Origin of the sequence: Bradyrhizobium sp. CCBAU 65884 (genome assembly GCF_028128835.1) — a bacterium.
GTDB lineage: Bacteria > Pseudomonadota > Alphaproteobacteria > Rhizobiales > Xanthobacteraceae > Bradyrhizobium > Bradyrhizobium ottawaense.
The window spans coordinates 1-12,265 of the sequence record NZ_LBJU01000113.1 but is presented as its reverse complement, the minus strand read 5'-3'; the positions used below and the strand labels follow the sequence as shown (position 1 = coordinate 12,265).

Genomic DNA, 12,265 nt, shown 5'->3' with positions numbered 1-12,265 from the left:
GCGTTTTCAAGCCGTTCGCGGGGCGCAATAAGCTCTCAGCCCGAGCCGATTTAGGAACTGGATAAGGCATGCTCGAAAAGCACAGCGAGAATGAGGTTCATGTCGACAAGGTCGAGCAGGGACCTACGTCCTCGATCGCCTTCGGGCTGGAGCGCATCGGGCTGATCGCCGTCCGGGCGCCGATCGTCTCCTGCATCGTCCTGCTCGTCCTGATCGTCGGAGCCGTGTTCGGCATCCACCGGATCAAGATCGACGATTCGCTGTCGCAGCTGTTTCGCTCCGACAGTCGCGAATTCCATCAATATGAAGAGGTCACGAAGAAGTTCCCGGCCGAGGAATTCGACGTCCTCGTCGTGGTCGAGGGCAAGAACCTGCTGGCCCGGAACAATCTGGAGAAGCTGCGCGACTTCGTCACCGACCTGCAACTGGTCGAAGGCACGCGCGGGCTGGTCTCGCTGTTCTCGGCACGCCAGGCGCCGGCACCGGGCAAGCTGCCGGCGGCGCTGTTCCCGGCCCAACTGCCCGAGGGCGCCGACTACGACAAGTTCATCGAGACCGTCAAAAACAACGAGATCATCCGCGGCAAGCTGTTGTCGGAAGACGGCACGCTGGCGCTGATCGTGCTGTCGCTCGATCCGGAGGTGGTGGCGTCCAGCAAGCTGACCAAGACCGTGGGCGACATCCGCGCCCTGATGAAGGAGGATCTCAGCGACACCGGTCTCAACGTGCAGCTCTCGGGCGTGCCGGTCATGCAGCTCGAGATCCGCAATGCCGTCGAACGCGACGGGCTGACCTACAACATCCTCGGCATTCTCGCCGGCTGCATCATCGCCATCATCTTCTTCCGCAAGATCTCGTTCATGGTCGCCGCGGCGTTTCCGCCGATGATCGCGATCCTGTTGGCGCTCGGCGCGCTCGGCTGGGCCAATTTCAATCTCAACATGTTCCTGAACGTGATGACGCCGCTCATCATGGTCATCAGCTTCTCGGACTCGATGCAGCTCACCTTCGCCGCGCGCGACCGGCTGATCGCGGGCCAGGACAAGTTCACCGCGTTCAAGAACGCGGTGCTGGTGGTGGGCCCGGCCTGCGTGCTGACGCACGGCACCGCCGGCATTTCCTTCATCGCGCTGCAGTTCTCCAACTCGGACCTGATCCGCAAGTTCGGTGAGGCGGGCCTCGCCGCCACCATCATCGCGCTGGTCGCGGTGCTGTCGCTGGTGCCGGTGTTCGGCGTGCTGCTCGTGCGCAACGAGAAGACGTTCGCGGTCAAGTTCCAGAGCGCGGATGCCGGCGTCCAGGCGCTGCGTAATTTCTGCTATTGGATCGCGGTGCGGATGGTGGGCCGGCCCGGCCTGTTCAGCCTGATCGCAGTGCTGTTCGTCGGCGGCCTCGGCGTCATCTACGCCAATCTGGAGCCGCGCTACCGGCTTGCCGACCAGGTGCCGGACAAGCGTCAGGCGGTCGCTGCCAGCAACCGGCTCGACGCCAAGCTCACCGGCGCCAACCCGGTCAATGTGCTGATCCAGTTCCCCAAGGGTGAATCGCTCTATTCGCCGGAGACGCTGCAGACCATCGCGGACGTGCATGCGACCGTGGAGAAGGCGGCCGGTGTCGGCAATGTCTGGTCGGTCGAGACCCTGCGCCGCTGGCTTGCGGAAAAGGCCGGCAGCGCCGACGTCGCGACGCTGAAGGAATATGTCAGCGTCATTCCCGAGCATCTGGTGCGGCGCTTCATTGACGCCGAGCAGGACGCGGTTGTGGTCGCCGGCCGCGTGCCGGACAAGGATTCCAGCCAGCTCCTGCCGATCGTCGACAAGCTCGATGCCGAGCTCGACGCCGTCCGCAAGAAGCATCCGGGCTACGAGGTCGCGGTGACGGGCCTTGCCGCGATCGCGGCGCGCAACTCGGCCAGCATGATCGAGAAGCTGAACCGCGGGCTCACCGTCGAATTCGCGCTGGTCGCGATCTTCATCGGCCTCGCCTTCCGCTCCTGGGTGGTGATGTTCGCCTGCATCCTGCCGGGCATCTTCCCGGTGGTGATGTCGGGAACGGTGCTGTGGGCGATGGGCGAGGGCCTGCAATTCGCCAGCGTCGTCGCGCTTACGGTCTCGTTCGGTCTCGGCCTCAGCGCCACCATCCACTTCCTCAACCGCCTCCGGCTCGAGAGCAAGCCGGGCGTCGGCTCGGCGCTCGCGGTGGAGCGCGCGACCGTGCTGGTCGGCCCGGCGCTGATCCTGACCACGGTGGTGCTGGCCTGCGGCCTCGTCGTCACCGTGTTCTCCGACCTGCCATCGCTGCGGCTGTTCGGCTGGCTCAGCGCCTTCTCGATGGTGATGGCCTTGGTCGCCGACCTCTTCATCCTGCGGCCGACGGCGATGTGGCTGATCAACCTGCACGCCAAGCTGCAGGGGACCGACAAGCCGGCAATCTGAGCGGCGAGGCAGCTAAGGCTGCCCTGCCTCACGCCTCGATCCGGACGATCCCGTACGGATTGAACTTGAAGTCGCTCTCGGCGTAGTCCTGCTCGTGCGAGAGCGTGAGCTTGCGCTCGCGCAGCGTCGCCTCGATGCCGCGCTCGGCCATGGCGTCGGCGATCTCCTCCATCGCCATCACCGCGGACCATTCGTTGCCGCGCGGTTTCGCGACGTAAACCTCCGGCAGGCCGACGAGGTGATAGCCGACGGTCTCGTAATAGCTGTGACCGGCGAGCGGGCGCTTGGCGAAGGCAAGGCGGCAGGCCTTGGTGACGGCGGGGGTCATGCTGAGGCCCTGGCTGGTTATGGCGCCCTTGCGCGCCTGATCCATGAGACCTCGCCACCGCGCGATGCCGTGAGCGACGCCGGCGCTCTCGCCCTTCGCCGCGACGGCGCCCGCGTCGAGCATCTCGTCCACGATCTGCAGGGCCGCGGCTGAAAAGGCGGCCGTCTTCTGCTGAGCCATCGGCGGGCCCAGCACGTAGAGGACTGACTTGTGGTTGGCCACGGCCGCTTCGTCGGATGCGGACCATGCCTTCGGGAAGACGCGGTCCCAGCACACCCCGAACGACCGCTCCATGTGCGGATCGGGCTTTGCTTGCGAATGGGTGCGGTCGATCTCGAAGCCCAAATCGGCGATCGTCTCGGCCACCGCCTTCGGCGGTCGCAGCAGGCTTTCATTCTTTCCAAGGAAGCAGAGCACGTGACGCGGCTTCACGGACGAAGGCTGCATGTTCGCTCCCTGCTGATCATTGGCGAAGGCGCGAGTGGCGACGAAGAGCCCGGCGGCCTTGAGCAGATGTCTGCGTATCGGGTCCATCTCGGCAAGTCCGTTCCGGGTGAGTTCATGCCAGCAAAAAGCCCCCGGCTCGCGAGAACCGGGGGCTAATGATTCCATTCAAGCTGAACGAAATCAGCCCTTCGTCATCGTGATGTTGACGCCGCGGATCTCGCCCTTGGAGCTGATCTGCACCGTCTGCTTGGTGCCGTTGGTGCGCAGCGACAGATTTGCGGCAAAGCCGTTGGCCTCGACGAACACGTCGATCTGGCCACCGCCGGCGGTGCCCTGGAGATTGCCGAAGATGTTGCGGCTGGACTCGCTCCAATTTCCGGAGATGCGCTCGCCCTGGCTCGTCACGTCGCTGGTGAGGTCGAACTTGTAGCTGTCGGAGGCGCAGTGCAGAGCCTGCTTCAAATTGAGGCCGCTGCCGGCGACCTTGTAGTCGGCCTTGCAGCGAATCCGCTCGGTGGAGCCGTCGGACAGCGACACCGTGCCGGTGCCGGTCCACGCGCCGTCGAAACCGGCAAACGGGCCGGACGACTGAGCGTGGCCTGCCGAAACCGAGAAGAGCAGCGCCGCCCCGATGCCGGCCGCTTTGATTGCCAGTCCAGATCGCCCAAAGAATTTCATCTCAAATATCCCGTTTTGGAACGACGCCCGCTTACGCGTGATAACGTCTCGCCACATCGAAAGTTTAGTGCTCCGAGCCAGTGTCAGGTTCAAAGCCCGGCCGCCAGAGATGGCGGTTCACGACGCCTCTCGCCAGACCCGGACCGGTCGATTTGCCCTGTTTCTGCGTGTTTCCGGCGGGAAAGGCGGGGCGGACAGATGCAGCTCTGCAACAGGTATGCAGTAAAACGCAGTGCTTCCGAATTATGACGTAGTATCAATCTCTTACATCTGCCAATGAAGGCGCAGGGAAGACCTGATTTGGTGGGCGTGGCGCCAATTTGGCCGCATTTGCCAGTGCTTGTGCCTTCTCTGAGGCCGCACCTGTCGCGGCGACTTGCCATCAGAACAATCCGTTCCGGTCCTCCGCCCTGTGCAGTCCGGGTCCGGTGCGATTCTGCCGTCAGAATGAAGGAATACAATGCGTAAGCTTCTCGTCGCTCTCACCCTGCTGTCGGCATCCCTTTCGACGGCGGCCTTTGCCCAGGCAGGGCGCGGCACGGACGCCGAGCAGAAGGCCTGCACGCGCGACGTGCAGAAGTTCTGCCGCCCAGTCATCGACCAGGGCGATTTCACCATCCTGGCCTGCCTCAAGGAGAACCGGGCCAAGATCTCGCAGGCCTGCGACCAGGTCCTGAAGACCCACAACCAGTAAGCTCGGCCACTGGCCCACAAAGGCGGCCTCCGGGCCGCCTTTTCGGGCCCGATCCGCGGAAGGGCAGCCATCGAGAGACAGGATTGGTTTTGCGGCCGTATTCCCCTATATGGGGGCCGCGGCGGATCGCCGGCATGAGCCCGCGCGAGCGAAGAAGCCCTTCCTGTCCAAACGATTGTAAACCAGCCCTCGATGACCTCTGCGAGCGAATTGCGATCCGGTAAAGGTGACCGCGACGAGAATTTTCCCGTCGCGTCCTGGATCATTCATCCGCGTCATCGCGCCCTGATCCTGGCGTATTACAATTTCGTCCGCACCGCCGACGACATTGCCGATCACGCGACCCTGCCGCCCGATCAGAAGCTCGCTTATCTCGACCTGCTCGAGGCGGAACTGCTCGGCAAGGGCGACACCCAGGCTGAGGCCGTCATTTTGCGCCGTGCACTGGCCGAGCGCGGCATGGCGCCGCGCCATGCGCTCGACGTGCTCATCGCCTTCCGCATGGACGTGACCAAGCTGCGCTACGAGAACTGGGACGAGGTCATCCACTATTGCCGTTACTCGGCGATGCCGGTCGGCCGCTTCATGCTCGATGTCCACGGCGAGAGCACCTCGACCTGGGCCGCATCGGATGCGCTCTGTGCAGGCTTGCAGATCAACAATCACCTGCAGGATTGCGGCAAGGATTTCCGCGAGCTCAATCGCGTCTATCTGCCGCGCGATGCGCTGGCAGCACACGGTGCCTCGGTCGAGCAGCTCGGGCTGACACAGTCGCCGCCGGCGATGCTGGCCTGCCTGCAGGCGCTGGCCGTGCGCAATGAAGCGCTGCTCGACGAGGGCAGGTCGCTCGCTGCGGAGATCCGGGATTTCCGCCTCGGCGTCGACGTTGCGGTGATCCAGGCCTATGCCGACCGTATCGTGCGCCTCTTGAAGGTGCGCGATCCCCTGCGCGAGCGGGTGCACCTGAACAAATTCGAACTGCTCATCTTCAGCCTTGCCGGAATGATCGGCGAGGTCGGCCGCCGCGCAATTGGACGCAAGGCCATTTCCAGACCGGGGACTGCACATGACGCTTGAGGCGACCTCGCCCGGCGCCAATTATGGCTCGACCGCATCCGGCAGCTCGTTCTACGCCGCGATGCGCATCCTGCCGCATGACCAGCGCGAAGCGATGTTCCAGATCTACAGCTTCTGCCGCCAGGTCGACGACATCGCCGATTCCGACGGTCCGCGCACGGAGCGGCTCGCCGCGCTTCAGGAATGGCGCAACGACATCGACGCGCTCTATCAGGGCAATCCGCCGCCGCGGCTGAAGGACTACGTCGGCTCGGTGAAGACCTTCGGCCTCAAGCGCGAGGATTTCCTCGCCATCGTCGACGGCATGGAGATGGACGTCCCGCAGGACATCCGCGCGCCCGACATGGCGACGCTGGATCTGTATTGCGATCGCGTCGCCAGCGCCGTCGGACGGCTGTCGGTGCGGGTGTTCGGCCTGCCCGAGGAAGACGGCATCCAGCTCGCCTATCATCTGGGCCGCGCGCTTCAGCTCACCAATATCCTGCGCGACATCGACGAGGACGCTGGCCTCGGCCGGCTCTATCTGCCGCGCGAGGCGCTGCTGCATGCCGGCATCACCTCCGACGATCCGAACCGCGTGATCGCCGAGCGCGCGCTGCCGAAGGTCTGCCTGCCGCTGACGCAGCGTGCGAAGACGCATTTCGAGAAGTCGGACGAGATCATGAACCGCAACAAGCGCCGCACGGTGCGCGCGCCGCGGATCATGTCGAAATACTATCATTCCATTCTGGATCTGCTGATTGCGCGCGGCTTCAACGCGCCGCGCCAGCCGGTGCGTGTGTCGAAGGTCACACGTATCCTGATCCTGCTTCGCTACGCTTTCATCTGATGCAAAAGACAGCTCATATCATCGGTGCCGGAATTTCCGGCCTCTCCGCCGCCGTGCGGCTCGCCAATGCCGGCTTCAAGGTCGCTGTGCACGAGGCGACGCAGCAGGCCGGCGGCCGTTGCCGTTCCTATTTCGACGGCGCCACCAATCTCACCATCGACAACGGCAATCATCTGCTGCTGTCGGGCAACAGGCATGCGCGCGCCTATGCGCGTTCGATCGGCAGCGAGGCCGGCCTCGTCGGCCCTGACAGCGCGCAGTTTCCCTTCGTCGACATCAAGACCGGGCAGCGCTGGCAGATCGATCTCGGCACCGGCCGGCTGCCGACCTGGGTGCTCGACGAAGGCCGCCGCGTGCCCGACACGGGCCTCACCGATTATCTGAAGCTGGCGCCGCTGATCTGGGCGTCGGAAGACACATTGGTCGGCAAATCGATTCCTTGCGAAGGCGTGCTCTATCAGCGTCTGGTGCAGCCGCTGCTGCTCGCGGCGCTCAACGTCGATCCGCCCGAGGGCTCGGCCGGGCTTGCCGGCGCCATCGTGCGCGAGACGCTGCTTGCCGGCGGACAGGCCTGCCGTCCCCTCATCGCGCGCGACGGCCTCAGCGCCGTTCTGATCGAGCCGGCCGTGAAGTTCCTGCAGGAGCGCGGCCACACCGTTCAACTCGGCCATGAGCTGCGGTCCTTCACCAGCACTGACGGCAAGGCCAGTGCGCTGAATTTCGGCGGCGAGGATGTCGTTCAGATCGGGGAGGGCGACGTCGTCGTGATGGCGGTGCCGCCGCGGGCTGCTGCGAGCCTGCTGCCGGGCGTGAAGACGCCGACCGAATATCGCGCCATCGTGAATGCGCATTTCCGGATCACACCGCCGCCGGCTTCGGCGCCCATCCTCGGCGTGATCGGCGGCGTCGTGGAGTGGCTGTTCGCGTTCCCGAACCGGTTGTCCGTCACCATCAGCAACAGCGACCGTCTGGTCGACATGCCGCGTGAGGAACTCGCGCAGACGATCTGGAACGACGTCTGCAAGGCCGGCGGCGTGTCCGGCGAGCTGCCCCCTTGGCAGATCGTGCGCGAGCGCCGTGCCACATTTGCGGCGACGCCGGCGCAGAATGCCCTGCGTCCGGGGCCGGTCACTGCGCTGAAAAACCTGTTCCTTGCGGGTGATTGGACTGCTACGGGATTGCCTGCAACCATCGAGGGATCGGTCCGGTCCGGTGATCGCGCCGCCGATCTGGTTCTCGCCGCAAAGCGGCCCTGACGGGCAGACGTCCCGGCCAATTTCAATCGACTATCGGAGCAATCGAGCGAGATGGATTCCGTGAACGCGACCAGCCGCGAAGCCCTTCAATCGGGGATCTTGCAATCGGGCATCCTGGAATCGAGCATTGCATCGGCGACGCAGGGCGTCCTCGACTTCCAGCAGGCGGACGGCCATTGGGTGTTCGAGCTCGAGGCCGACTGTACGATTCCGGCCGAATACGTTCTGTTGCGCCACTATCTCGCCGAGCCGGTCGATGCCGTGCTCGAAGCCAAGATCGCCAATTACCTGCGCCGCATTCAGGGCGCCCATGGCGGCTGGCCGCTGGTGCATGACGGCGAGTTCGACATGAGCGCCAGCGTGAAGGCCTATTTCGCGCTGAAGATGATCGGCGATTCCGTCGACGCCCCGCACATGGTGCGCGCGCGCGAGGCGATCCACGCGCGCGGCGGCGCTGTCAACAGCAACGTCTTCACGCGCTTCCTGCTTGCGATGTACGGCGTGGTGAGTTGGCGCGCGGTGCCGGTGCTGCCGATCGAGATCGTGCTGCTGCCGTTCTGGTCGCCGTTCCACCTCAACAAGATCTCATACTGGGCGCGCACCACCATGGTGCCGTTGATGGTGCTCGCAGCGCTGAAGCCGCGCGCGAAGAACCCGAAGGGCGTCGGCATCGACGAGCTCTTCCTGCAGGATCCGCGCTCGATCGGCATGACCGCGAAGGCGCCGCACCAGAGCATGGCCTGGTTCGTGCTGTTTCGCTCGCTCGACGCGATTCTACGCGTAATCGAGCCGATGTTCCCGAAGGCCTTGCGCAAGCGCGCCATCGATGCGGCGCTCGCCTTCACCGAGGAGCGGCTCAACGGCGAGGACGGCATGGGCGCGATCTACCCGCCCATGGCCAACATCGTCATGATGTACGACGCGCTCGGCAAGGACGAGAACTTCCCGCCGCGCGCGATCACACGCCGGGGCATCGACAAGCTGCTCGTGATCAAAGACGACGAAGCCTATTGCCAGCCCTGCGTCTCGCCGGTGTGGGACACGACGCTGACGGCGCATGCGCTGCTGGAAGCTGGCGGCGACAAGGCGGTGCCGGCGGCCAAGCAGGGCCTCGACTGGCTGATCCCGAAGCAGGAGCTCGAGGTGAAGGGCGACTGGGCCGTGAAGCGGCCCGACGTGCGTCCGGGCGGCTGGGCCTTCCAGTACAACAACGCGCATTACCCCGATCTCGACGACACCGCCGTGGTGGTAATGTCGATGGACCGCATGCGCCGGGAGCACGGTGCGACCGGCTACGACGCCGCGATCGATCGCGGCCGGGAGTGGATCGAGGGCATGCAGAGCGACGATGGCGGCTGGGCCGCCTTCGACGTCAACAATCTCGAATACTATCTCAACAACATCCCGTTCTCGGACCACGGCGCGCTGCTCGACCCGCCGACCGAGGACGTCACGGCGCGCTGCATCTCGATGCTGGCCCAGCTCGGCGAGACCGAGAAGACCAGCAAGCACGTGGCTGACGGGGTCGCCTACCTCAGGAAGACTCAGCACCCCGAGGGCTCCTGGTACGGCCGCTGGGGCATGAATTTCATCTATGGAACCTGGTCGGTGCTCTGCGCCCTCAACATGGCCGGCGTCGCCCACAAGGACCCCATGATTCGGAAGGCCGCCGGCTGGCTGGCCTCGATCCAGAACGAGGACGGCGGCTGGGGCGAGGACGCCGTCAGCTACCGGCTGGACTACCGGGGATGGGAGGCCGCCCCCTCGACCGCCTCGCAAACGGCATGGGCCTTGCTTGCCCTGATGGCGGCAGGCGAGGTTGATCACCCGGCCGTCGCCCGCGGGGTGGAGTACCTGATTGCAACACAGAACAAAAAAGGACTGTGGGACGAGCAGCGGTACACCGCCACAGGCTTCCCCCGCGTGTTCTATCTGCGGTATCATGGTTACCCAAAGTTCTTTCCGTTGTGGGCACTGGCGCGGTATCGGAACTTGCGGAACACCAACAGCAGGGTGGTAGGGGTCGGAATGTGACTTTGGGGACGGGGGACTATTTTACCGTGGGTAATGCCATCGACCCGCGGCCGATACTGATCGTGACCGGACTGGTTCAGGAGGCCCGCATCGCAGCCGGGCCCGGAATGGCCGTGATTTGTTCATCCAGCAGCCCGACCCAGTTGCGGGCGCTGCTGACGGTGGTGGATCCAGAGACGATTCGCGGCGTGATCTCGTTCGGCGTGGCCGGCGGGCTCGACCCGAGCCTGCGCTCCGGCGACGTCGTGCTGGCGACCGAGGTGCTCGACGGCGATACCCGTTGGGCCGCAGGGCTCTCGCTTGGCGACGATTTGATCGACCGCCTGACCTCGGGCCGCCGCCGCGTGGTGCGCGGCAGCCTCGCCGGTGCCGAGGAAGTGGTCACCAAGCGCGCCTGCAAGGCGGCGCTGCATTCCGAGACCGGTGCTTCCGCCGTCGACATGGAAAGCCACATCGCGGCCGCCTATGCCACCGAAGCCGGGCTGCCCTTTGCCGCGGTCCGCGTCATCAGCGATCCCGCCCACCGCGCATTGCCGGCGCTCGCCCGCGCCGCCATCAAGCCGAACGGTCAGATCGACCTCGCCGCCGTGCTGCGCGGCATCGTGCGCAATCCCGCAACGCTGCATGCGCTGGTCTCGACAGGCATCGACTTCAACCGCGCGCTGCGGAGCCTGCGGGGCTGCCGGGACTATCTGATCGGTACCGAGCTGATCGAGAGCGAGGCGCTGGTGTCGAAGGCGGCGTGAGTGGCGTCGGAGAGCTGAGAATAAAGGAAAGCCCGGTCTCGCGACTGGGCTTTTTCTTTTGTCGTGAGCTATGGACCCATAGAGCGCATATGAAAGACCAGCGGATTTCACTTGTCGGCCCTGGCTATGGCTTTTACGTCGAGTTTCTCGGTCCAGGATTTCGGCTCTGGTGCAATCTGGGAGAGTCGTCGGCAATGGATATGTCCATCGACGACGTGCGTGCGCTGTTCACTTCGATTGCGCTAGCCTGTGAACGTCAAGAAGCCATCAAGACCAGAATTGGGCGTTTGTCATGGACGACGGATGCCAGACCGAATCCAAAGCATCCGGAGCGTCTCCTTGTGAAGTTCAGCGGACCGCTCGGTTCAGGAAATGTCGGGTTGAACCGTCGGCACGTGCTCTCAGCCTGCACAGAGTTTTCGAGTGTGTTTGGATAAGCATCGACGAGACTGACGGGTTATTCGAGAGTGCCCCGCTTGCATCTCGATGAGTGGGGCGGGTCCTTCGGGAAGGCCGCCCAGCCAATTGCTTCAGGAGAGGCTTGCCAAATGACGCGGACTGGCTGGACCATGCTGATCTCCTTGCTCATTACTTTGGTGATTACACATCTCTCTCTTTGGATGCGAGGTCTTAAACCGTCGCGCCGAGTTGGCCTTTGGGAGCGCATGACTTGGGAGATGTTTCCCAGGGATGAGCAAACCAGGGTGTTCGTTCAGCAGCGCTTGCTCACGACGATCGTGGTGCTTCCACTGACTTTGCTGCTGCTAACCCTGCTTAGCAGACTGTGGATGTGATAACTTGCGCAGCAACGCGCAGGATAAGATTCAGTGACCTCCATGGACAACGGTAACTTTGGGTTAGACCGAGGCGGTTTTGTCGGCCACTGCTATTCCTTGGCCAACGCACTGCTTATGATCGTCCCCGGCACCGCATTGCTGCTGTTTGGCGAAGGAAAAACGCTGATACTGCCTGCGCCCGTGATTGACTTCGTATTTCCATTCGCGCTCCCTCTCCCCGAAAGGATGCTGTTTGTCGCACTGACCGAGAAATTCAAAGTATTTGAAGAGATTACGTTTGCCGATTTCGATCGAGCAGACATTTTCGTTCGCCAGTTTTTTGTCTTGTCGCTCCTCGTCTCGTTGCTTGTTCTTGGGATTCTTACGCTGCAGGCCCGCGCGGGTTATTTTTTCCTGCTCCGGAAGGACGAACCGCGCTGGGCTTTCTAAAAGTGCTGGTGATCTTGTTTGTGCTCCGGGAGTGGCAAGTCTACTTGATTTTGGCGAAGGTTTCTTCCGGTTCTCAATCAGCTCGGGTGGAGTTCATGCGAATGATGCTCCATGTGATAGCTCCCGAGCTTCTGATCGTGTTGGGTTGCGGTCTCGGCGTCGTGATGTGGAGCGCCGGGCTGCTCATCTATCGCGAGGTCTCCGCACGTTGGGACTACTAATTACTTGGGCGTGCGCGTCACCCGAGGAGAGGCTCGCGATAACGGGTGACAGTGCACTTAACTCCGAGCTGACCGAAAGTGCTCTCGTTGCGGCTGTCCCCTTGGAGATCGCTTACGAGTTGAGTGCAATGTCACCGTTGTCGCGTCGTCATCATATTGATCGCCCGCCCAATCGGCCGGATGGTCTGATGGGGCTTCGCGAAGAGCTCAATCCATCCTAGTGTCCCGAGTCACAAGTTCGCAATCGTAGATTCGCATTAGATTCGCGTCGCTGTGCCAAAGATGGCGGCAAAC

Annotated in this window: 11 protein-coding genes; 9 read left to right on the top strand and 2 right to left on the bottom strand. The window is 63.6% G+C overall.

The genetic code is table 11. The features are described from left to right. Nucleotides 1-68 precede the first annotated feature (68 nt). On the top strand, nt 69-2,435 hold the full coding sequence (locus XI03_RS15855) for an efflux RND transporter permease subunit (RefSeq protein ID WP_271592619.1): 2,367 nt from the start codon (nt 69-71) through the stop codon (nt 2,433-2,435). A 28-nt stretch (nt 2,436-2,463) separates the two neighbouring features. Here the strand turns inward: XI03_RS15855 and XI03_RS15850 are convergent, their stop codons facing one another. After that, a complete protein-coding gene (locus tag XI03_RS15850) occupies nt 2,464-3,297 on the bottom strand; it encodes a hypothetical protein (RefSeq protein WP_271592618.1) in 834 nt (277 codons plus the stop codon). Nucleotides 3,298-3,390: 93 nt separating this feature from the next. Beyond that, complete coding sequence (locus XI03_RS15845; protein WP_028143220.1) at nt 3,391-3,888, bottom strand: hypothetical protein; 498 nt, start codon at nt 3,886-3,888, stop codon at nt 3,391-3,393. A gap of 460 nt (nt 3,889-4,348) precedes the next feature. Between XI03_RS15845 and XI03_RS15840 the strand changes: the two genes are divergently transcribed. From XI03_RS15840 to XI03_RS15805, 8 genes are all read left to right on the top strand, one after another. Then, complete coding sequence (locus XI03_RS15840; RefSeq protein ID WP_028143219.1) at nt 4,349-4,582, top strand: hypothetical protein; 234 nt, start codon at nt 4,349-4,351, stop codon at nt 4,580-4,582. Nucleotides 4,583-4,774: 192 nt separating this feature from the next. Next, a complete protein-coding gene (gene hpnC / locus XI03_RS15835) occupies nt 4,775-5,659 on the top strand; it encodes a squalene synthase HpnC (RefSeq protein ID WP_271592617.1) in 885 nt (294 codons plus the stop codon). Next, complete coding sequence (gene hpnD / locus XI03_RS15830) at nt 5,649-6,488, top strand: presqualene diphosphate synthase HpnD (RefSeq protein WP_038971560.1); 840 nt, start codon at nt 5,649-5,651, stop codon at nt 6,486-6,488. Before hpnC ends, hpnD begins: the two co-directional genes overlap by 11 nt. Beyond that, complete coding sequence (hpnE, locus tag XI03_RS15825) at nt 6,488-7,744, top strand: hydroxysqualene dehydroxylase HpnE (protein ID WP_271592616.1); 1,257 nt, start codon at nt 6,488-6,490, stop codon at nt 7,742-7,744. The genes hpnD and hpnE overlap by 1 nt, the downstream gene beginning before the upstream one ends. A 51-nt stretch (nt 7,745-7,795) precedes the next feature. Beyond that, nucleotides 7,796-9,778 carry a squalene--hopene cyclase gene (gene shc, locus XI03_RS15820; RefSeq protein WP_271592615.1) on the top strand — a complete coding sequence of 661 codons (1,983 nt, stop codon included), beginning with the start codon at nt 7,796-7,798 and terminating at the stop codon, nt 9,776-9,778. Beyond that, nucleotides 9,775-10,524 (top strand): phosphorylase, encoded by a 750-nt coding sequence (locus XI03_RS15815; RefSeq protein ID WP_038971557.1) that lies wholly within the window; start codon nt 9,775-9,777, stop codon nt 10,522-10,524. The genes shc and XI03_RS15815 overlap by 4 nt, the downstream gene beginning before the upstream one ends. Before the next feature lie 89 nt (nt 10,525-10,613). Then, nucleotides 10,614-10,961: a hypothetical protein gene (locus XI03_RS15810; RefSeq protein ID WP_271592614.1), complete on the top strand. Its 348-nt coding sequence runs from the start codon at nt 10,614-10,616 to the stop codon at nt 10,959-10,961. A gap of 390 nt (nt 10,962-11,351) precedes the next feature. Beyond that, nucleotides 11,352-11,750, top strand: coding sequence for a hypothetical protein (locus tag XI03_RS15805; RefSeq protein ID WP_271592613.1), 399 nt, complete (start codon nt 11,352-11,354; stop codon nt 11,748-11,750). Nucleotides 11,751-12,265: the final 515 nt, after the last annotated feature.